This is a genomic window from Acinetobacter sp. 1125_18A, assembly GCF_052824985.1.
Map to the genome: position 1 here is coordinate 285,770 of NZ_VTDG01000004.1, position 22,064 is coordinate 307,833.

General features: G+C 38.7%; 25 protein-coding genes and 1 tRNA gene. 13 read left to right on the forward strand and 13 right to left on the reverse strand.

From position 1 onward, the window contains the following. Positions 1–6 precede the first annotated feature (6 nt). The 7 genes from FY049_RS09410 to FY049_RS09440 all read left to right on the forward strand — a co-directional run bounded on the left by FY049_RS09410 (position 7) and on the right by FY049_RS09440 (position 7,094). Positions 7–1,032, forward strand: a complete 1,026-nt coding sequence (locus FY049_RS09410) for a 2-dehydropantoate 2-reductase (protein WP_446083589.1) — start codon at positions 7–9, stop codon at positions 1,030–1,032. Between the two features lie 140 nt (positions 1,033–1,172). Next, positions 1,173–2,132 (forward strand): AAA family ATPase, encoded by a 960-nt coding sequence (locus FY049_RS09415; RefSeq protein ID WP_224965313.1) that lies wholly within the window; start codon positions 1,173–1,175, stop codon positions 2,130–2,132. 12 nt (positions 2,133–2,144) lie between these two features. Then, a complete protein-coding gene (locus FY049_RS09420) occupies positions 2,145–3,053 on the forward strand; it encodes a DUF58 domain-containing protein (protein ID WP_224965314.1) in 909 nt (302 codons plus the stop codon). 9 nt (positions 3,054–3,062) lie between these two features. Then, a complete protein-coding gene (locus FY049_RS09425) occupies positions 3,063–5,078 on the forward strand; it encodes a transglutaminase family protein (RefSeq protein ID WP_446083590.1) in 2,016 nt (671 codons plus the stop codon). A 44-nt stretch (positions 5,079–5,122) separates the two neighbouring features. Next, positions 5,123–5,199: transfer RNA gene (locus tag FY049_RS09430), tRNA-Val, on the forward strand. A gap of 219 nt (positions 5,200–5,418) precedes the next feature. Further along, positions 5,419–6,435 (forward strand): tyrosine-type recombinase/integrase, encoded by a 1,017-nt coding sequence (locus FY049_RS09435; protein ID WP_446083591.1) that lies wholly within the window; start codon positions 5,419–5,421, stop codon positions 6,433–6,435. Positions 6,436–6,464: 29 nt separating this feature from the next. Then, positions 6,465–7,094, forward strand: a complete 630-nt coding sequence (locus tag FY049_RS09440) for a hypothetical protein (protein ID WP_446083592.1) — start codon at positions 6,465–6,467, stop codon at positions 7,092–7,094. An 18-nt stretch (positions 7,095–7,112) separates the two neighbouring features. On the opposite strand, the gene FY049_RS09445 is transcribed toward FY049_RS09440, so the two are convergent. From FY049_RS09445 to FY049_RS09505, 13 genes are all read right to left on the reverse strand, one after another. Next, positions 7,113–7,406, reverse strand: coding sequence for a hypothetical protein (locus FY049_RS09445; RefSeq protein ID WP_446083593.1), 294 nt, complete (start codon positions 7,404–7,406; stop codon positions 7,113–7,115). Between the two features lie 66 nt (positions 7,407–7,472). Continuing rightward, on the reverse strand, positions 7,473–8,876 hold the full coding sequence (locus FY049_RS09450; RefSeq protein ID WP_446083594.1) for an SNF2-related protein: 1,404 nt from the start codon (positions 8,874–8,876) through the stop codon (positions 7,473–7,475). Beyond that, positions 8,873–9,070 carry a hypothetical protein gene (locus tag FY049_RS09455; protein WP_446083595.1) on the reverse strand — a complete coding sequence of 66 codons (198 nt, stop codon included), beginning with the start codon at positions 9,068–9,070 and terminating at the stop codon, positions 8,873–8,875. Before FY049_RS09455 ends, FY049_RS09450 begins: the two co-directional genes overlap by 4 nt. Continuing rightward, entirely contained in the window at positions 9,067–9,330 is a 264-nt protein-coding gene (locus tag FY049_RS09460) for a VRR-NUC domain-containing protein (protein WP_446083596.1), read from the reverse strand. Before FY049_RS09460 ends, FY049_RS09455 begins: the two co-directional genes overlap by 4 nt. After that, entirely contained in the window at positions 9,331–10,155 is an 825-nt protein-coding gene (locus FY049_RS09465; protein ID WP_446083597.1) for a hypothetical protein, read from the reverse strand. A gap of 4 nt (positions 10,156–10,159) precedes the next feature. After that, the gene (locus FY049_RS09470) at positions 10,160–12,226 is read right to left on the reverse strand and encodes a DNA polymerase (protein ID WP_446083598.1); all 2,067 of its coding nucleotides are present in this window, start codon (positions 12,224–12,226) and stop codon (positions 10,160–10,162) included. A 209-nt stretch (positions 12,227–12,435) separates the two neighbouring features. Further along, on the reverse strand, positions 12,436–13,254 hold the full coding sequence (locus FY049_RS09475) for a DUF2303 family protein (protein WP_446083599.1): 819 nt from the start codon (positions 13,252–13,254) through the stop codon (positions 12,436–12,438). A gap of 58 nt (positions 13,255–13,312) precedes the next feature. After that, on the reverse strand, positions 13,313–13,639 hold the full coding sequence (locus FY049_RS09480; RefSeq protein ID WP_446083600.1) for a hypothetical protein: 327 nt from the start codon (positions 13,637–13,639) through the stop codon (positions 13,313–13,315). A gap of 58 nt (positions 13,640–13,697) precedes the next feature. Further along, complete coding sequence (locus FY049_RS09485; protein ID WP_446083601.1) at positions 13,698–14,270, reverse strand: DUF2815 family protein; 573 nt, start codon at positions 14,268–14,270, stop codon at positions 13,698–13,700. 15 nt (positions 14,271–14,285) lie between these two features. Continuing rightward, on the reverse strand, positions 14,286–15,575 hold the full coding sequence (locus tag FY049_RS09490) for a DUF2800 domain-containing protein (protein WP_446083602.1): 1,290 nt from the start codon (positions 15,573–15,575) through the stop codon (positions 14,286–14,288). Positions 15,576–15,585: 10 nt separating this feature from the next. Further along, positions 15,586–15,762: a hypothetical protein gene (locus FY049_RS09495; protein ID WP_446083603.1), complete on the reverse strand. Its 177-nt coding sequence runs from the start codon at positions 15,760–15,762 to the stop codon at positions 15,586–15,588. After that, entirely contained in the window at positions 15,755–16,219 is a 465-nt protein-coding gene (locus FY049_RS09500) for a hypothetical protein (protein ID WP_446083604.1), read from the reverse strand. The genes FY049_RS09495 and FY049_RS09500 overlap by 8 nt, the downstream gene beginning before the upstream one ends. Before the next feature lie 148 nt (positions 16,220–16,367). After that, on the reverse strand, positions 16,368–16,985 hold the full coding sequence (locus FY049_RS09505; RefSeq protein ID WP_446083605.1) for a LexA family protein: 618 nt from the start codon (positions 16,983–16,985) through the stop codon (positions 16,368–16,370). Between the two features lie 139 nt (positions 16,986–17,124). On the opposite strand from FY049_RS09505, the gene FY049_RS09510 reads away from it, so the two are divergent. From FY049_RS09510 to FY049_RS09535, 6 genes are all read left to right on the forward strand, one after another. After that, positions 17,125–17,382 carry a helix-turn-helix transcriptional regulator gene (locus FY049_RS09510; RefSeq protein ID WP_446083606.1) on the forward strand — a complete coding sequence of 86 codons (258 nt, stop codon included), beginning with the start codon at positions 17,125–17,127 and terminating at the stop codon, positions 17,380–17,382. Further along, positions 17,372–17,563, forward strand: a complete 192-nt coding sequence (locus FY049_RS09515; protein WP_446083607.1) for a hypothetical protein — start codon at positions 17,372–17,374, stop codon at positions 17,561–17,563. Before FY049_RS09510 ends, FY049_RS09515 begins: the two co-directional genes overlap by 11 nt. 4 nt (positions 17,564–17,567) lie before the next feature. Continuing rightward, a complete protein-coding gene (locus FY049_RS09520) occupies positions 17,568–17,906 on the forward strand; it encodes a hypothetical protein (RefSeq protein WP_446083608.1) in 339 nt (112 codons plus the stop codon). Then, positions 17,903–20,488: a phage/plasmid primase, P4 family gene (locus FY049_RS09525; protein WP_446083609.1), complete on the forward strand. Its 2,586-nt coding sequence runs from the start codon at positions 17,903–17,905 to the stop codon at positions 20,486–20,488. The genes FY049_RS09520 and FY049_RS09525 overlap by 4 nt, the downstream gene beginning before the upstream one ends. 260 nt (positions 20,489–20,748) lie before the next feature. Further along, on the forward strand, positions 20,749–21,195 hold the full coding sequence (locus FY049_RS09530) for a hypothetical protein (protein WP_446083610.1): 447 nt from the start codon (positions 20,749–20,751) through the stop codon (positions 21,193–21,195). A gap of 183 nt (positions 21,196–21,378) precedes the next feature. Continuing rightward, positions 21,379–22,005, forward strand: a complete 627-nt coding sequence (locus FY049_RS09535; RefSeq protein WP_446083611.1) for a super-infection exclusion protein B — start codon at positions 21,379–21,381, stop codon at positions 22,003–22,005. The last annotated feature ends 59 nt before the right edge of the window (positions 22,006–22,064 follow it).

Here is a 22,064-nt window from a genome sequence, read left to right on the forward strand (position 1 = left end):
ACTGCTATGAAAATCTGTATTTATGGTGCGGGTAGTATTGGATGTTATATTGGCGGTCGATTAGCAGCGGTAGGTGCTGATGTGAGCTTTATTACACGTCCTCGCGTATATGAAGAATTGAGGAAGTCTGGTTTAAAACTGACAGATTATACTGGTAAAACGATAAAAATCGCGGCAAATGATTTACAGCTCAGTGTTGATCCTAAAATAGTCACAAATGCCGATATAATTTTTGTATGTGTAAAATCGGCTGCGACTGAGCAAGTTGCCAAAGAACTTTATGACAACTTGGGCGCACACAGACCCTATATTGTTAGTTTTCAAAACGGATTGAGTAATGTTCCGATTTTAAAGCGGATTTTAAAACATCATAGGATTTTAGAAGGCATGGTGCCTTTTAATGTTGTAGTTCAAGCAGTTGGGCATTTTCATCAAGGGACATCTGGTGCGTTGCATGTGAAAGCGTATACACAGCAACAGGATTTAGCCAAGCTTTTTAAACAAGCTGAATTAGAAATTGTTTTTGATCAGGATATGCTTGCGGTGCAATGGGCAAAAATTTTGCTGAATTTAAATAATTCGATTAATGCTTTGTCAAAGTTACCGTTAAAACAACAATTGTCTAATCATCAATATCGACAATGCCTTGCTATGGCGCAACAAGAAACTTTACATCTCTTAGATTTAGCACAAATCCAGCCAGCAAAACTCACAGCAATTTCGGCACATCTATTGCCTAAAATAATCAGTTTGCCAAATTTCATTTTTAAAATATTAAGCCGTAAAATGTTGGCAATCGATCCCTTGGCGCGTTCATCTATGCAAGATGATTTGATGGCAGGGCGAACCACAGAAGTGGACTGGATCAATGGCGAAGTTGTTCAGCTCGCCCAACAGTTAGGTAAACAAGCACCTATCAATAAAACCTTAATCGAATTGATTAAACAGGCTGAAATTTCAGGAAGTGAATTTTCAATTGGTGCAGATGATTTAAAAACAAAGTTAGAACATGCCGCAAAATTAAAAGTGTAAATTTTGGCTGATAGGGGAAGCTATAAATGTTGAAGTGTATTCAGCAAATGAAAATAAGGATTTATCGCAGTCAAGATTGAGTATTCCTTAAAACCGTGTATGTTAAGGAAGTTACAATAATTTTATTGGGGAAATAAAAGGTGATTTGGGGAACAACACAAGTAAAAGCATCAGAACAACATAGCACTGTATCAAATTTAGACCTCACTCAGTTTTATCCAAAAATTGATGATTTTTTAAGTCAAATCAACCAAATTATTTTAGATAAAAGTCATCAGACTAAACTGGCGTTATGTAGTCTATTGGCTGGCGGACATTTACTTTTTGAAGACTTACCCGGACTTGGGAAAACCACCTTAGCCAGCAGCTTGTCACGTTTAGCAGGTCTCGATTTTCAACGGATTCAGTTTACCAATGATATGCTGGCAAGTGATGTGATTGGGATCAATATGTTTAATCAAAAAGAACATCAATTTGAGTTTAAACATGGTCCAATCTTTACCCAAATTCTGCTTGCAGATGAAATTAACCGCTGTAGCCCTAAAACCCAAAGTGCTTTGCTTGAAGCGATGGAAGAGGGCAATGTCACTATAGATGGTACACGTTACCCTTTACCACAACCATTTTGGGTGATTGCAACGCAGAACCCACTTTTTCAAAGTGGAACCTATAGTTTGCCAGAGTCACAACTTGATCGTTTTTTGATGCGACTGTCTTTAGGCTATCCATCACGCGCAGCAGAAAAATTATTATTACAACAAAACTCGCGACATGATTTGATCGAAAAGTTGCAAGCGATTTTCCAACATCAGGAAATTTTGCAATTACAATGTGTGGTAAATCAAATTACATTGAGTGATGTTGTTTTTGAATATATGCTTAATCTAGCAGAAGAAACACGTAAAGGTCGTCATGGCTTATCTCCACGTGGATTACTGGCGTTAAAAAAATCAGCACAAGCCTATGCCTTGATTGAAAAAAGACAATTTGTAATTGCAGATGATGTACAAGCAGTGTTTGTTGCTGTGGTGTCGCATCGTATAGGATTAGGTGAATCTGAGACACGAGCACTTATGCAAAAAGTTCCTGTTAAGGGCTAATTGGAAACGCTTATGTTAGGTCAACGATTTGTTAAATGGCTGCATCTTCGGTTTCGCTATACAGGAATCCGTACACTGAAACAAAACCAAGTGTTGGTGTTTATGTACCAACAAGGTTTTTTGTATCTGGTCCTTATTCTGATTACTTTTATCGCTGGGATTAATTATGCCAACAATTTAATTCTTGGTTTTTGTTTTTTAATCAGTGCGATTTTATGTATTAGTTTCTATCTCAGTTTTAAACAATTACATGCGATTACATTAGATGTGGTTGTCGATGAGGTGGGTAAGGTCAATGAAGCTTTTAAAGTGAGAATTAACCTACAACAAGACCGTGCTACGCCTAAGTTTTTAAACTTTAAAATTGATGAACAATTACAATCTTTTCTATTTGAAGAAAAACAACAAAGTTTTGAATTGAATTTTATCCCACAACAACGAGGTGAATTTTCAGTTCCCCCAATTCAAATTTACTCCACATATCCGCTTGGTTTAGTGCGGGCATGGACTTATATCTATTTAACTGACAGTTACTGGATTGCCCCTGAAGCGAAGTCTTTAACGCATCAATCACAGAATTATTCCAATACGGGTGAACCTGATTTAGATGAATTTAAAGAGTTAAGGACTTTTAAATCAGGTGATTCATTGCAAAGCATTTCTTGGAAACAGGCCGCGCGTGGACAAGGATTATTTGTAAAGCAATTCGATGATTTGGTTGATACCCATGCGATGCAAATTGAATATAGCAAAATGCCAAGCGCAGACCATGAAGAGAAGCTAAGTTTTATGATGGAGTTGGTCGATCGATGTCATCAAACGGAAACGCCGTACAGCATCATTTTACCGCATGCACAAACTGAAAACGGGATTGGTGAACAGCACTATATTCATATCAAAACCTTATTGGCGCAAGCGTGAGGATGAACAATGAATAAATCGATACAAATTTCAATTTTAGTTGTGCTGAGTTTGATTTGGCTGGCACAACTGGCTTATATGCCTGTGGCATTGTCTATTTTATTCCTCATTAATATCGTGGCTTTGGCACTGTATTATGACAAAACCAATAAACATCAAGTCTATAATCTGCCTCGATTATTTACACAAACCCCAAAATTAGTTTTTGCACTTTTAGCCTTACTTATCATTTACTTTGATTCCCGCACTTTTTTAGGCGTAGAAGCAGGCACAGCCGTTCTCTCCACATTTTTATTTGCTAAAGCACTGGAAACCAAATCAAAGCGTGACTTTATTATTCTGTTTAACTTTGCTTTGTTCGTCAGTGCCAGTTTATTTTTACACAACCAAGCCTTTTGGATGGCACTGTTAGTTTTATGTTGTTTAATCAGTTGTTTGGTTGGACTGTATCGTGTACAAATTGCCAATTTTGAAATAGAGCAACCTATTTTTCAGTCACTTAAATGTGATTCATTGCATATCCTTAAATTTATTGCTTTGGCGCTTCCATTCTTTGTTTTACTGTTTATGTTTTTCCCGCGTTTGCCACCACTTTGGCAAATCCCCATTCCCAATAATAAAGCGGTAACGGGATTAAGTGATCGCATGTCACCGGGTGATATTGCTGAGCTTTCACAGTCAAGTGCATTGGCATTTCGAGTTATTGGCAATATGAAGCAATTGCCAAATCGTAATGAGCTGTATTGGCGAGCGATGGTGCTTGATCGTTATGATGGTACAACGTGGACAAGTGAGTTTGCCAATAAACAGGTAAAAGCTTATTCCAAGATCGCAGGGCAGATTGATGGATTTCATTATCAATACCTTGCCAGTGATCCAAGTCAGCAATGGATTACCGGTTTGGAAAAGTCCATTCCAATAGAACAACGTTTTGAGTTACACCAAGACTGGTCGATTACACCTAAACGACTGGTACAGCGTACCCAGCCAATTGAATTGCAGTGGGTGGGGAGTCAGGTTAGAGATATTCAGGATGCACATTTTGAACAGATAATGCTGAAAAATAACCTCAGTTATCCAAAAAAGAATGATCTACAGGCCCAGAAGTTTGCTTTAAATCTGTATCAGCAGAGCCAGTCCAATCCAGAAGCTTATATTCAGAATGTATTGAACTGGTACAAGAAAGAAAATTTTGTTTATACACTTGCACCAGGAAGGTTGGGGAATAACCGCGTTGATGAGTTCCTATTTCAATCACGGCAGGGGTTTTGTGAACATTATGCCTCAAGCTTTGTCTTGCTGATGCGTTATGTTGGAATTCCAGCGCGTGTAGTCACAGGCTACCAAGGCGGTGAGTTGTCTCCTGATGGTCAAAGTTGGGAAGTACGCCAGTTAGATGCACATGCTTGGGCTGAGGTTTACCAACACGGGCAATGGCAACGTATTGATCCAACAGCCATCATTGCACCAATGCGCATTGATCGTGGTATGCAAAATGTGATGAATGACGATCGTTCGATTTTTGGTGATGCGGGTTATTCAAATTTGCGTTTTCAGCATTCATCGCTGCTTAGAACGCTGCGTGTTTGGAGTGACTATGCTAGTTTTCAATGGCAGAGTAAGGTTGTCGGTTATGATGCAGAGAAGCAAAGCGGCTGGATGAAGAAGCTTGGCTTAACATCGGCTTATAGTTATGGTTTGGTTTTAATTTTTGGAATTTTTGGATTACTGCTGATCTATTGGGGTGTGACGCAATTTTGGCGCACTCGTCAAATGTCAGGGCTTGAGCGAATCATTGCTCAATTTAATCATCAATTATCTGAGGTTGATCAAAAAGCTGAATCAGAAACCTTTCAACAATGGATGCAGCGTTTAGCCTTGCGGACTGAACAAAAACATCTGTTTGAACAAGTGAATCAGATTTTTCAAAAAATTGTCTATTTAGGTAATGAAAATCAACAGGATATTCAAAATATCAAGAAATTGCTTAAAGAGTGTGCGAATGCATTAAAAGTAAAGAAATAAGGCTTGTCATCTTATTAAAAAATGAATAATATTCTCAGCACTTCAGGTGTATAGCTCAGTTGGTTAGAGCGCTACGTTGACATCGTAGAGGTCTCCAGTTCGAGTCTGGATATACCTACCAAGATTTTTATTGATATTAATCAATAAATTAGGGGTGAAATTGTAATGATTTCGCCCTGTTTTTTATGTCAAATAGGTCAGCTTTGAGTAATCAAAATACTCAAAATTTGCATTAAAAACTGCTTTATATTTCGCTTTCGGGCGCCATTTTTGACTTGCGTATGCATCTCACTATGAATTGGCGCCTGAATTACGGCCCCAAATATTGAGAGTTATTAATATGCAAAAACCTGTCAAACGTGGCAATGCTTGGCGTATTCAAGTCAAGTACAAACATCTCCGTGATGCTGCAACTCGTGATACTTCTGAAGAATGCACCCAATGGGCTCATAAGCGCCTAATGGAATTACAACTTGAGTATGAAAAACAACTCAAGAATCTAGAAAAACCTCAAATAACATTAAAACAGCTTTTTGAGCTTTACTATGAAAAAGTTGGTCAATTCACAAAATCCAAGACATATATCAAAAACCATATCAAATGGCTTGATCGTTACTATGGCGATTTAACCCATTTTTCAATCCACGATCTTACACCTAAATTAATAACAGAAAATCGTGAAAGACGCCTGAAGTTTGTTAAGCCGGGTACTTTGCACAAAGAAATGAGTTTAGGCTCGTCAGTCTTTACCTTTGCCGTTCGTGAAGTGTTCCTCATTCAATCAAACCCATTTAACTTGGTTAAGAAGCCTACTAAGCCACAATCAAGGCAAAATCGTATTAATCAAGATCAGATTGATAGAGTCTTATTAGGATTGGATCATTACAATGAAAATACGGTTCCAAGTACACCAGCGCATTACATTGCTTGGGCGTTTCTCTTTGCCTTAGAAACGGCTATGCGCAAAGGCGAGATTCTAGAGATCCGTAAAGAACATATTCATGATGACTATGTGCATTTGCCTGAGACAAAGAATGGTACCTCAAGAGATGTGCCTTTATCTCATAAAGCCCGAAAGCTTTTAGATCTAATAGAAAACAGAGAGAATTATTTGATTCCCCATAACTCCAACTCATTTAGGCTTTTATGGCAAAGGAATCTCAAAAGAACAGGATTAAGTGGGCAATTCACATTTCATGATTCACGCCATGAAGCGATTACAAGAATGGTAAATAATCAGAAATTACCTGTAGAGATCCTTGCAAAAGTTACAGGGCATAAAACAATTAACGTTTTAGTGAATACTTATTACAATCCAACAGCTTCAGAGATAGCAAAAATGCTAAATGCTGCTTAAAATACGCCCCATAACTAGGGGCTTACTTTATGAAAAAAATTGATATTAAAGAAATAATAGTAATTGGGGTGGTGACATTTGCACTTTGCTTTGCAGTTTCTAAGTTTGTACTTTGTAAATTCGGAATGCAAACTGATTTTTTATCAGCTTCTGCAACATTTTTTGCCGCAGTAGTTGCATTTTATTTATATAGCGACTGGAAAGAACCCCACAATGCTCAAAAAATATTATCTGAAAGAAATGAGCTTATCCATAATCTAATTCAATTGAGAAGTGATTTTTATAAGTTTGCTGTTCACGTGCGTTTAAACATTCCACATGGTAATAATTCTAGTGAAATGTCTAAATATGAGTCTGATTATCTACTTTTGGAAAGTAATCTAGTATTGTGTTTGGATGAATTAAGGGATAAATTGTATGTTTATAAAAATAACTTTTTTGAAAATTCGAATGATGGGAGATTAGAGTTTATTCCTGGTACTGAAGCCTATCTTATTCAATTAGAAAGTATGTATAAAATTTTTATGGAGCATGACCCCCTTGAGGATTTTCACAAAGCCTATCAAAATGTAAAAACACATTTTGACAACGGTCACTTTGGTCATATCATGACTTCATTAACAACCAACTTAAGAGATTACATTATAGAAAATAAATAAAGGGCAATAAGCCCTTTTCTAATTTTTACGTCTAGCACCGCGTTTCGATGCTGTAATATGTAAATTCTCAAGTAATGGCATTACTTCTTTAGGATCATACAAGTGCTTATTTTGATCGCCCTTATTTAGGGGCCCAACTTTCTCAATAATAGTTTTACGAGATAGATTAAATCGTTGAGCAAGCCAAGCTGCAGTTACACGGTGCGGTAATTCTTCAGCCTTTAATTCAACTATTTTGCCACCCGCAAGGTTGTCACCTAGAAAGACTTGAGGCGGTTTGTCAGATTCAATGACAACTATATACTTGTTCATCTCAAATAATCTCCCAGTGCAAAGCCAAAATTAAATTTAGAGTTAGCCAGTCGGCTATTAATATTCCTAACATGGCACGACTCCTTTACGTTTCATTGCCTCCATCAATAAATCCTGTACTTCGCGCTTTGACTCTCTGCGCTCCATAACCACTGAATCCATAGTGTCTTTAGCAACGATAAAATGAAGATAAACAGGGCGGTCATAGCCTGCTTGGGCTTGGCGTGTTGGCCCAATACGTTCAACAATTTGCTGAAATTGTTCTAAGTCCCACCAATGTGAAAAGAAAACTAAAATATTCCCACCATCTTGCAAATTCAGTCCGTGACCCGCACTCGCCGGGTGTGCAAATAAAATAGGGATTTTTCCGCTATTCCAGTCGTGGATTGTTTGTGGATCTTTATCTAAATGGCGACCTTGAGGAAATGCTTTGAGCAAGCGCGCAAGGTCGCTTTTAAAATGGTAAGAGACTAAAACGGGCATTCCTGAAGCTTCTTCAATAATGGATTCAAGCGCCTGAATTTTTAGATCATGAATTGCTTCCCATGATCCGTTTTCATCCGTATAAATTGCGCCTGATGCTATTTGCAAGCACTTCATGGTTTTTGAGGCAGCATTAAAAGCTTCAACTTCAATGGATTCTGAAAGCTCAATGAACATCTCTTGTTCCATTTCTTTGTATATCTTTTTTGCTTTTCCAGTCAGCTCAATTTCAATGACGTTTACTATTGGCTCTTTGATATCAAAATAATCTTTTGCTTCAATGCTGATACAAATATCTTGAAGTTTATTGTGTATTTCCGCTTGGCTATGCTGAAATGGTATAAGCTGCACTGCGTTACGATCAGCACCAATTTGCACCTGCTGAAACCATCGGTTTGTAAAAGAATTGAAACTTGTACCAAGTCTTTGCCCTCGATCGAGAAACCACGCTTGCCCCCATAAATCTTTTAAACCGTTGGGCGCGGGGGTTCCTGTTAGCTCAATAAAACGATCAACCAATTTGGTATGAGCAACCTTACCTAAAGCACGTGCACGTACTGAACCTTGACGAATGCGGAAGCCTTTTAGCTTTGTGCTCTCATCCGCAACTATTTTTTTAAAAGGCCATTTAGCCCCTAAATAACCAACGAGCCAAGGCAAGTTTTCATAATTAATGGTGTAAACATCCGCTTTCTGTTTTAGCGCATATACGCGTTGCTCAGGTGTACCAACAATAGCAACGACCTTGAAATTTTTTAGGTGTTCCCATTTTTTAGCTTCATCGGGCCAAGTAGTTGCCGCAACACGCAAAGGTGCAACAACCAAAGCAGGACCAGGTTCAAACGCTTCAAGTATTTCTAAAGCGGTAAGGGTAGATGAAGTTTTTCCTGTACCCATACCCGCATAAACCCCACAACGTGGATTATCAATAATATGGCTGATAATTGTGTTTTGGTAAATGCGAGGGATAAATGGTTTAGCTGTCATGGCTTTCTCCACTTATCAATAACTAGCTGTAAATTGTTTGCAGAAACAGTAAAGTGATCGAACCAAGTGCTTGGTTGTCCTGTTTGCTCAAATACCTTTGAAATTCTTTCACCATCGAGGGCATCTGAAGCTGTTGAAAGTACTTCGATAAGATCGTGAACATTCACTAAAACTTGTTCAAATTCTTTACTCATCCCAATAACTCCTCAATTCGCGCTAAGCTATCTATAATTTCAATTCGTTGACCCATTTTGCGCATGCGTTCATGTTCACGGCTTTGTGCTTTGGTAGGCTTTTCGCCTGGTGCCTTTAACTCTGCCCAAAAGCTATTTTCAGGTAGCATTACGATACGATCAGGGGCGGAGTTACGACCGATCCATTTAACCTTTCTAACTTCACCGCCTAGTGCTTTAACTCGTTGCACAAAATGGCTTTCAATTGTTGATTCGCGCATTTAAATTACACACTCGCAAGGTTTTCTCGATTTAGCATCTTCAGGCAAGTTGACTCCTTCTCTTCGAACCATTGCCCAAAATGTTTGATGTTTAATATGTTCTGTTTGAGGTATTCCTAACATTTTCATCAAGAAGAAACTTTCTTCCATTTCATCTAGATAAAAGTCAGAATCAATTGAATAGCCGATTATTTCTTCAGCTAGTTTAGCCTTGTTAAAAATATCAGGACGTTGGCAATAAACGATATACCAATGCTGCCTACCTGCTTTTAAGCATCCGATACAATTTGCATGTTTAAATTGCCCGTACTGAGCTGGTGGATTGATTCCAATTTGTATAGTTTGAGAAATTGTTCTGCATTGTTCATCCCACAAAGCTAACGGGAAATCAGATCTGTAACCCATTGAACTTAAAATACTAGAACGTCTTTGAATACGATCTTTTTCGTTTGCATCAAATCCGTAATAAATGATGCAATCTTTTAAAGGAAAGTTGTTTTTCAAGAATTCAATAAATGGCTCAGTTTTCAACCTACTTGTACATAGTTCTGATCCATTGCCAACCTTAAACGCTTTAGCTTTTATCACTACATCAAATTGATCTGGTATTGATTCGATTGATAAATTTTGAATATTTACATATTGAATCTTTAAGTCTAAGTATTCTGCAACTTCTTTTTTAAACCGTTTTACGTCTTCTAATTCAACTGAACTATTTATGTCATGGTTAACTAAAAGTACATTCTCTTTGCCGAATTTTCTAACTACTTCAATTGCAGTAATTGCAGAACTGTGACCGCCTGAATAACAAATAATATGTTTCATAGGTTTAGTCCTTTTTATATCTGTATGATTCAAAGCCCGCTGCCGCTAATGGCAAATCTAGGGCCCAATTTGGATTTGTAGATAATTTTTTTGATAGGTCTGTATCATTAAAATCATCAATGTCTGGTGTTTCTGTAATGACTTCATCATGAACAGATAGAACAATTTCATATCCTGATTGCTCAATGATTGGCATGTTGTGCCCAAGCACATCACGTGATACTGCTTGTGTAATGTTCTCGGCAAATTTACCGCCATATGTATAAAGGCGTTCCCATTTACGTGTGTACTGGTTGTTGCCCATATATGAGATTTTTCCGTCCTCGACTTTTGCCCCCGGATAGCAAAGGAAACGACTAGAGGGGAGGCGAATTAAAAGCCAAGAACCCTTTTTGATAAAATCAACTTTTCGACATTTGAACGGGGTATTTGGATTTTGCAGGGCATTTGTTGCTGCTTGTTTTAGTTCTGACCACCAAGCAAATATATTTGGATGTGCATAGCGCCAAGATCGTTTAAACGAATCACATACAAGCCATGTTTTCTTTTTTAGTCCGAAAGTTGTACGACGTTCCTTTTTATGCCATTCCCAAGCACGGATAGCTTCATTCATGATTGATGGATCAATACCGTCAAATGCTTGTTCAGCCATCGCATCGAGATCTAAGCCATAAACAGTGGCAAAGGTTAGGAATGCGCCCACACCGCCCTCATAGCCTAATGCTAATTCTTGAACCTTACCTACTTGGCGTTGCTCTTTGTCCACATCCTCAGGAGATACCCCAAAAGATTTGGCATAAGCTAATTTATATAGATCGTGACCTTTACCATCGTCAAAATCATAAAAGGCTTTGATTTTCCATGATTCACCTGCAAGCCAAGCTAAAGCACGGCCCTCGATGTTTGATAAATCAGCTACTACTAATTTTTTGCCCTTAGGCGCACAGATGCATCCACGGATTGCAGAAGATGTAAGCTCCATGACGTTGTCATAAAACGCATCTGCAAGATCAATCTTAAGCGCTTCAATTCCTTGATCAATTTCAAATTGCTTAAGTACAGGACGCGGTAAATTTTGAGGTTGAAATAATCGACCGGCCCAACGTCCCGTACGAGATGCACCATTAAATTGTAAAGTACCTCGCAAACGTCCGTCTGAACTTATACCCTTGGCTAAAGCCTTATATTTAGCAGTACTTGTTGTGGATGATTCTAATCTCACAGCGATTAATTCACGAACAATTACAGGTAGGTTTTCGTCATTTAATCGACGTTCTAAAGTGGCTTTTTGCATATCAGGAAGTGATACGCCATGAACCTCGAGTATGTGCTTTAGCATTGCATCTCGTTGGGTTGCTGCTTGAACCTCACCATCCGTCAATGACTTAGTGCGTTTTGCTAATACTTTTTGTGCTTTATCTACAGCTGTAATTGCGCATTCAACTAACTCGAGATCGATGCAAACGCCTCGATCATTGATTTGTTGGTCTAAATGCCACAAGACTAATTCAGCACCTTTGTAGTTCCACTTTGGTATTTTTCTATGTAACTCGCGCATTGCTAAAATATCGTTCTTGGCATATTCGACAAAACGTGCCCATTCAACAGGATGGGTATCGCTTGTTGCACGACGTATTTTTTGATTAGCAGGGCGTGGCTTACAAAATAATTGAATAAGTTGCTTGCCTGCTTTGTCTTTCGCCTTATCGGTATCAATCTTGAAAATGTCACAAAGAACATCAAGCCCGCCAGGTAGTGAATGGCTCAAAGCTTGGACCATTGTGTCTTCCCAACGTTCTATTTTTAAATCGTATTGTTTAAATGCATGACGTAAAACTGTGCGATCAAAGCCTGAGTTATGGGCGATTAAATTTACTGACTGATCTTTTAGTAAATTACTTAATTCAATTGAAATGCTTGGGTATGTTGTTAAATCTTCAACATGCACTTGACCGTCATCTAAAGCCCAAGCAAAAATCATCACCTCTGCATTTTCTGCATAAGCGTGTGTGCCGTTTTTAATTGGTGTTTCGCAGTAGGTTTCTAAATCTAGATATAAATATCTGCTCATTTTGCTTTCTCTATTTTTGCTTTGGTAAAGTGAACGCAGAGGGTCAGCTATACATTCACTTTCCAAAACAAGTCACACTATCGCAGTGACACTCGGTAAATACCTACGCGGAAATAGGGGAACGTATTATTTACTGCTATGGTTGTTTCCAGTATCGACACTCATAGCTTGTCGAAATTGCCTTAGGCAAACTGGGAGACATCACATCTTTAAGCGGTGAAACTGCCTTGATAGAAATCAACCGCGCCTGCTAATTCGTTTTCTAACAATTCAATAAACTCTTCAGCGCGTTGTTGCTCATGGGCATCTTTCCCAACGAAGCGAAGAATGAAAGTAGGATTTGGGTCTTTTGTGGAAATGCGGATTGTGATTTTGAGTTCATCAATGGCTAAGCCTTTATATGACTCAGTTTTCAAAATGAAATATTCAGGTAGGTTTTCGTCCACACCTGTAGCTTCAACCTGTTCAGTTACGCTTTGCTTGTAGCCATATTCTTGAACATCGCTATCAACTTCATGCCCACGGTTGATTTTTACTTTACGCAATGCACGAATGGATTTGTCATGCGCGATTTGACCACCTGCATTGTGAGCTGTTACAAAATCAGACCAGTCATCTAGCCAATCAATTAGGGCTTGTTGCTCAAAACGTTGACCATCCGCACGTTCAAGCGCTTTAAATTCAGGTTTCTTTTCTAAGGTAAGTTTTGCAAGGTCATCCGCATGTCCAGCTTCTGCAACATCGCCTAAATTGAAAACTGCTTCTGCTGTTAGACCTTGTGCCGTTGAAACAAAAGCTTTAACGTCTTTGATTCCACGATCATTGATGTAGCCAACAAATGAAGGAATGCTAAGTGTGGCAAATGACCCACGGAAACGATCACGCAATTGGTTATATTTTTCAGTGCTGTAAATTCTAAAACCTTCAGGAACGATTGCGATTGATGCAGTGCTATCAACTTGAATCGGCATTTTTCCTTGTGCTGCAATTGCAAGGTTTTTAATTTGTTCTACAGAATTATTTTCCATTTGGATTTACTCTTGGTTGGTTAATTTTCAGTAATTGAGTTGCTTATTTAAAAATGATTTAGTCTGCGTAATCTTTCATGTTGGTGCGTTCTGGCATCAACGAAATGCAACCGCCTTTGAGAACATGCATAGGGGTTGCACCTTCCGATAACTCGGTGCGATGCCCTTTAGCCGTTGGGGTTTTATAGTCAATCGAATGGCTAACATTGACCTGTTGAGTATCTGAAATTTGCTTAATTTTCAGCTTGATTGTGACTTCACCTTGTTTGTTGTTCATAACAACGCCCGCAGCTACATCTGAAAGAACAGCGCCTAATTGCTTTTCGAAGATTCCTGCGTTTAGGTCACCAATAAAGTTTGGTACATCGGTTGATTTTTGGCTCATTTCTAATTTTCCTTTTACTTATTGGAAAGGTTTGCCCTAGTTGCCTAGGGCGGTTTGTTTATGCTTCCGCAAACATCGGATCGTTATTTAAATCGTCACCAGTCGCGCCCACATCCAAATCTTCAAATTCATCTTCAGACGCAACGCCACCGCCTGCAAATGCTTCACCATCTTTAAAGAATTGAACGCCACGGAGAGAAGCATTAATGCGCTTACCGTAATTATTGTCTTGTGCCCAAAGTTCGATTGACGCATTGACATAGCAACCTGCATAAGGGCGTCCATCTGCTTGTACTAACGGGGTACGGTCACGATCAACAACAGTTACACGGGTCTTGTTGCGGGCAGAGATATAGAAATTGCCTGCGTAGCCTTCGTAATCAGCCTTTGCATCACCATCATGCAAAGCTGTGCGATCTTTGGTTTCGATTTCTTTTTTAACCTGAGGCCATTTAGCGCCCCATTTGTCTTTGCCGATTTGCTCCATCGCTTGCTTGATTTGAGCAATTTGTGGGTGGTTTGCAGGTAAAATAAATGAAGCTGAAAAAGCGGGCTCGCCTTCGCCATTTACTGTTTTTGCTTCAAATAAAGCAGGGAATGCAAGACGTACGTTTGATAATGCAATTTTCATTGTGATTGCTCCTCATTAAGCATCAAGATTGTTAAAATCATTTTCAGGGTTGACGATAAGTGCAGGGCGCTTATCTGATTCAGGCACGACAGTTGGCTTACCATCTGCGCGTGTAATAAGGTTTTCAACTTTTGTCCATTGGCGAACGCCGATGACATTTTCTTTTTTAAGTTTTTCTGCTGTAGTCGGTGAAATGAGTTTCAAGTCATACATTTGATCAGTCTTAAGGCGCATAGATTTGAGCATTTGCTCCGCTTCTTCTGCATTTTCCCAAGCGCGATTGCCTTGTTTGCCTTGAACGATTTTGTATCCTGGTACTGATTCACCTTGATGCAGTTTGTTATGCACCAAGCCACTAACAGCTTTAATCCATCCCTCAATCAGGGGAATAGCACTAAAAAATTTGCTAAGGCGATCATTTTCAAGGTTTGTCACTTCACCAGTGGCAGTGTTGATTTGAGCATTTAGATCTACTGCATCGAGATCCTCAAATTCACCCGCAACAGTTTTGAGAATATGTTCAGCAAGAGCAGGGCAAGTCGCTTTTGCTTTGCACCATTGGCATTGTTTTTCGCCGGGGTTGAATGAGCCACCGAAATCGGCAATTGCACCACCGTCGCCCGTTTCAAGTCCTTCTTCTAAGCAACGGATATACTGAACTTGATTTTTTGATTCACGTGCAAACTCAAGGAGTTCATCCACGGTGCAAACTGCTTCTGAATAATGATTTAAACGCGGTTGGTGGATGACTTGTCGAACTTGTTTAAAGTCGCCAAAAGCACCAAAGTTATTTAAAGCACCCAAAGCGTAAAGTTTTAGTTGCTCATTATTTTCTGCATAAACCTTTACACCACGTCCGTATTTCAAATCGTGAACTTGAATTTCATCATCCGTCAGAATGATTACATCACTTGTTCCAAAGGCATTTTCTGCACCGATATACGATGAGAAATCTACACGTTGCTCAACGAGCAATTCATTGCCAACCGCTTGAGAGCGCACAGCATCAAGGTAGATTTGAATGTTTTCTGACATTTCCAAATCAACATTGAAACGGCTTTGATTATCATCAAAAGCGGTATCTAACCAGTATGCATTGCCTTTTTTAATACCTATAAAGCAGTTCAAAAAGTCCGTTGCATCTTTTCCTTGCTCAAGACACTCTGAAGCTAGGAAATGCGCTGCTGTGCCTTGTGCAGCATGTTCTGAGCTAGAATCTGGGATATCTTTTTCTAGGATCAAACTGCCAGCACATTGCATCCAACGGTGTGCAGATGAAGGGCTTAATTTTGCGTGTGAGGTCATGGCTGTTTCCTTATGCAAAATACGTTGTAAAGGTTAAATAGCCTATGCAAATCAACGTTGCTAAAAACACTGCGATAAAAACGATTAGTTCATTGCGTGTTAAAAGGGCGTTGTATTTAGGCTTTTGCGCAAAGTCAGATGACTTGATGCGCTTAGCACACATCTGATCTAATTTTGAATTACGCATTTTCAGCCTCGAATTTCTCGACTTCAGCAATTACAGCTTGGAAATCTTCAGGTTGAATTGCGGGAACATTTGGCGCATTGAACTTAGCCATGATTGCTAGGAACGCATCACGATCAGCTTTGGCAACTCGCATTAACGCTGCCTTTACATCTGCGGGTTCGATCTTTGACTGTTCCGTGGTTTCTGTTGTTGCTTCTTGTTCTGCAACAACCTCAGTGGTTTTTTCTTGTTTAACTGCATCTTTCTTTTCTGTTTTAGATGTAGTTGTTTTAGCTTCCTTTGTTGAAGTCTGTGCTTCAGGTACAAAGGTTGATTTAGTACCGAAAACATAATCTTCAATTGCCTTTGCTGTATCCACAATTTCAGGGGCGGTTTTAAGGCCCGCACCAATTAGTTGTGAACACAATGAATGGCGGATTTCTTGAACGGATGGGCTGTACTGTTGTGGCATATTCATGTCGGGGTTCCTTATAATTTACGTGTAACGTAATTTGTTGTTTTAAGTTATACGTAAATTTAATTTACGTCAAGCGTAAAAAATAGAATTTTGACAAAAAAAATCTCACCGAAGTGAGATTGATAAAATAGTTAAGTAGATTTATTAATTAGACGTCCATTTGCATTTTCTTTACTACACCACAAAAAGTTGTGCTTGGTACTAAAGGCATAAGGGGGTATTTTTCATTTAAGGGCTTTAAGTATGTACCAGATTCATCATCAATTAATTGTTTAAACGTTGCTTGATTGTTGTCTTGCACTGTGACTATTACAAAACTTTTATTATGTGGTTGCTCTTCTGGTTCAACTATAATCACACAGCCTTCAGGAAATTTAGATTCCATACTGTCCCCAACTACTTTTAATGCGTAGGTATGTTTCCGTGGCTTATACGTAGTTTCAACAAGTTCAATGTTGTCTAAGTTACTTAGAAAAACATCTTCATAATTTCCTGCTTGTACCCACGAAATCAAAGGGACTCTATATACCTCTGTGGTTTCACTAACGTTTGTGTTTTCACCTGAAGCTACCTGAAAAAATTCAGAAACAGATACATCTAACGCTTTTGCTAAGGCGGGTAGTTTATCAACTTCTATCCCTTGTTTGCCTGTCTCATATCTAGATATGTTTGCAGTAGCAACTTCGAGTTTTTCAGCTAGATCGTCCTGCGTCATCTTCCTTTCCTTTCTTAATTTACGCATTGCTTCGCCGATTTGAGCCTTCATTACAATCACCAGTTAATGTGTCTTGGTTAGCATTCTATCATTTATTACGTTTAACGTAATAAAGTAAGACGTAAAAAGGCTTGCTGTAATATTACGTTTAACGTATATTTTAATTTAAACGTAAGATTGGCTAGAGATTATGTCTACTCCATTAGAAAGAAAGCGCAAAGGACTGAAACTTACAGTTGAACAAGTCGCTTCATCAATCAATTGTTCGCCTCCAAACTATTGGAGGATTGAATCAGGTAAACAGCAACCTAGAAAAGATTTACTTAAGGCAATAGTGCTGTTTTTTAATGAAGAAATTTCTGAAATGGAAATCCTTTTTCCTGAACAATTTGCCGATGAAAGTGAATTTGATGATCTATCTCTTCAGGAGATGGGCAATGAGAATTAATTTTGAAATATGGTTTAAGCAGCAAGATTTTTATACAAATCTGCGCATTAACTTGGGTGATCGTATTTTTGATTTTGACAATCATTTAAATGCTTATCGATCTTTGCATGTTCAGATTGCATGGGTGACTTGGCAACATTTGCATGTTAATGAAGCCGATAAATTGAATCGATTAGGGTGAGAGGATGATGGATGCAATTGCTGTTAGTTACGCTCTAGCGCTTCTAGAGCCTCTAAAGGGAAGCAAAGATGAAATATCTGCACATAAAACTATTTCAGATTTGGTTGATCTTTTAAAAGCGAAACAGGCTGAGGTTGACCAACTTAAACACGAGAAATCACTTCAAGAACTTGAAATAAATCAAGTTGCTCAAGCAAATCAAGAGTGGCAAAGGCTGGTTGAAGAGAAAGACAAGAAGATTCAAAGGGCTTTAAAGATAGCAGATCAAACTTTTATAGGGTTGCCAATGCTACTCAGTAATGTTGAGGGGATGGTTAATGCCCTAAGAGGTGAGGATAAATGAACTATTTCAAAGAGTTCGGAAAAACCTTACTCGCCAATCACTATATGCTTATTCCAATCAAACAGGGCATGAAGCGCCCTGTAATGGATGAATGGCAGAATTTTAGAATCAATGTGACTGACCTACCTAAATATGCTAATCACGGAATCGGCGTGTTAACTGGTCAAGGGCCTTTTCCAATATGCGCAATTGATATTGATGTGCTAGATGTGGATCTAGCAGAGAAGTATGCAAATTGGTGTAGAGATAATCTAGGCGTTTGTTGTGAACGTATTGGACGAGCGCCTAAGATTCTTCTTGTATATCGCGCTGAGGATCCTAACTGGGGTAAATCGGCATCTGCCTGGTTTGCTTCATCTGAGGACGCAAATAAACCTTTCAAAGAAATCACTAAGCATCGCGTTGAAGTCTTAGGGCGTGGTCAGCAATTCGTTGCATACCATACGCACCCAGATACCAATCGACCTTATGAATGGGTGGATTTCTTTGGAGGGATTAACGAGTTCTCAGCCGATGCTTTAACTATTTTAACTCAAGAGCAAATTGCAGAAGCGGTTAATGCCTTTGAGCAAATGGCCCTTGAGCATGGCTTTGTGCGAGTTAAGAATAGCAAATCACGTATTGGTACAAAAACATCAAGTGAATTAGTTGATGACGATGATTATCTCAATACGATTACAGCAACTATCGGTTTGCAACTTGATGAAGCAAAAAAATATTTAAATTACATAGACAATGAAGATTATGACACCTGGTTACGTGTGGGCATGTCTTTGCACCATGAATTTAGTGCTAGTGATGATGCTTTGCAACTTTGGAATGATTGGAGCTCAACAGCAAGTAACTACACAACGTTTGAAGATGTTGAGTACAGATGGAATTCATTTGAGCAAACAGGCGAGTCTATCGTTACTGCCCATTGGTTACTTAAAGTTGGCCGAGAATCAAAGCAAGAAAAAGTTAGAGCAGAAAAGCGGAAAATCTTTGCAGATGTAAAACAGAAAATCATTGAATGCGATGATGCTCAGGTCTTAATTCAAGTTGTTGCTAAAGAAGCAGGCAAGATTGCAGGCACAGATTTAGCTTTGCGCAATGAGCTAGCAGGTTTGATACGTCAACGATATAAGCAATTGACGAAATTCACGATTAATCATCGTGAAATCAACATTGCTATGGGCGGTAAGAAAGTCCAAATCGCATTGGATGACGCCCAAAAGCGCCCGATGACTGAATTTGGTAATGCTTCAAGGATGCTTGATACATATTGCAATGAAATTATGTATGTTGCTGAAACTGAAAAATGGTATCGCTGGAACGCTGTATATTGGGAACCTTGCGTTCATAAGGTCATAGAGCAATTTGCCAAGCAAACTATTTTAGCCATGGGTGATGAAGCCAAAAAGATCGATGACGATACCCAACGAGCTGAGTTCTATCAATTTTGTGCTCAAAGCCAAAAACATGTAATGGTTGCCAATATGGTTAAGCTTGCACAATCTGACCCACGCGTACTCACTCCGTTCAATGAGCTAGATAGTGATATCAACCTTTTAGGTTGTGCCAATGGCGCTATTAATCTGCGCACTGGTGATTTGATCAAACCATCTCAAGACTTACTTATCACCTATAGCACCGGGGTTGATTACAATCCTAAAGCCAAATGCCCTTTATTTGAAAAAACTGTACTTGATGCCTTTTTTGGTGATCAAGGTATGGCAGATTTTTTCCGTCGATTAATGGGATATGCAGTGCTTGGTCATCCGGTAGAAAATCTTTTAATTATTCCTTTTGGCGATGGTTCAAACGGTAAATCAACAGTATTCACAACCATATCAAAAGCATTAGGGGATTACACCACTACTGCAGCTGCGGAAACTTTCTTAGGTGGAGGCAAAGGCAGTGCAGGCGGTGCGCGTGAGGATTTAGTACGTTTGCGTGGATCTCGTTTTGTATATGTCAGTGAGCCTGAAGAGAACCAGGAGCTAAAAGAAAGCCTAGTCAAGTCGGTCACTGGTGGTGAAAAAATTACTGCCCGCGGTATCTATGGCAAACAGTCAGTTGAATTCGTTCCTACTTGGACCGTTGTAATGCCAACTAACCATAAACCGATTGTCAAAGGCGATGATTATGGTATTTGGCGCCGATTAATGATGTTGCCCTTCGAGCGCAATTACGACACAGATCCAAACATTATCAAAGATCCTTTCTTATCTAGCAAAATGAAAAATGAGCTTGAAGGTGTACTCGCTTGGATTGTACGTGGTGCGATTGAGTACCAACAAGATGGCTTGAATCCTCATAGCAAGTCACAAAAGGCACGTGATGAATATAAAGATGAGATGGATTTGCTCAAAGACTGGATCAATGAATGTTGTGAGCTGGGCGATTTTCGAGAAACATCACAAAACCTTTGGGTGAGCTGGAAACAATATGCAGAGTCTAAAGGTGAACTGAAGTACATCCCGACGGCAAGAAGCTTAGGGCGTCGTTTAACAGGCAAATTTAAAGCCGCAAAATCTAACGGAACTAGGATGTATATAGGTATCCGTGTGCGTATATCCGCAGAATTTGCGGATGTGTAAATAATTGCAGATTAGTTTTAGAGGTAAGCTGGTTGCATTTTGCGAATTGGTAGTTTTTTACATATTTGATGTGAATTTAGAAGTTTTATAGGGTCGTTAGGGTCGTTAGGGGCGTTTGTGGGGCGTTTTTTCAAAACTATTATTTCTTTATATACATTTTAAAGTTTTGGAAAAAGTAAAAATAAACGCCCCTAACGACCCTCCTACACAAAAACGGCAAATTTAAACCCTTTGGCGGGTTGAAAAAAGTTGAGGTGACTATGGAAGCAGTACAAACAAGAAAGAATTTCCAAATTGCGATTGATTGGAAGATAAAAACACTTGAGCAATGGTTGGAGCAGTATGGCGCTTGGTTGCTTCTAGACTGCCATTACGAAGATCTAAGTGCGCATTGCAGCTTAGGTAGCATTCTGGACATGGCACAAGGCGTAAAGATCGACAGACGCAGAAGAGCGTTGCCACGTTGCAATATCAACGAATCACAAGCAATGGCAGTAGAGGACATGCTAAGTCACTTGCTTGAAACAGAGAGCGTAAAGGTTAAGCAATGGCTCAAAGTGGCAATTAAATATTACGTTGATGGCTACAGCGAGGATGATATTTCAGATTGCTTCGAAATGAGCACGTACGCAGTTCAGCGGGATAAAATGCTTGGCACATTGCGAATAGCGACTCGCTTTAAATTACGCAGTTTATTGACAGATTAAAAATAATGCTTGCGTATCGGATAGCATTATGCAATATTTCAGGTATCGTAGACGAAGTCTATGAAAAACAGTGAAAATTAAGCGTGCCATTGGCGCGCTTTTTTCATGAATAAAATGAAATATACAGATTATGTACTAAATTTGTTATGATAATGTCACTTTAAATTACTAAAACTAAGACTTATGGACATAAAGCCCTTCACAGACATTTTAAGCAAGTTTAACTCTCTTTTATTTGCCGTATTTGCATCTACTGGTGTAATTACATTTGATATTTTCAGTATAAAGGAAAAAATAGGGCTCTCAGAAACATCGGAATTAGTTAAGTTAATCGGTTTAGGTATAGGCATTTTATGGCTATTAAGCGGATTTTGTTTATTGATATTGTTGGTTGAGTTCATTTGTAGCTCTTTGAAGAATAGATACCTTGAATGGTCTTCAAATAAATATTTTAAAAACAATTTTAAAAACAATTTAAACAGCCTCTCAAATAAAGAAATTGTAATTTTATTACAATACTTAGAAGAGGATGCAAATACAATTTGGCTACCTATAGATGCACCTGAAGTTATTAGGCTACTTAATAATCGGTTCTTGATCCTAGAATCGAATGAGGGGAGAAACATGTCGAATGGCATGATTATTTGTCTATTATCAATAAATACTGAAGTAAAGGATGAAATTTTTAACCATATCACCGAAAAATTTGGTGAGTCACTCAATCGGGATATAGTCAATAACTTTATAAGAAGACACCAACCATCTTATTTAATATCGATTAAAGAACACAAACAGCTATGGAAAATATAAATATTTTTCTAAATATCAATTAAACCTCCCTCGGGAGGTTTTTTATTACCTAGAGTTTT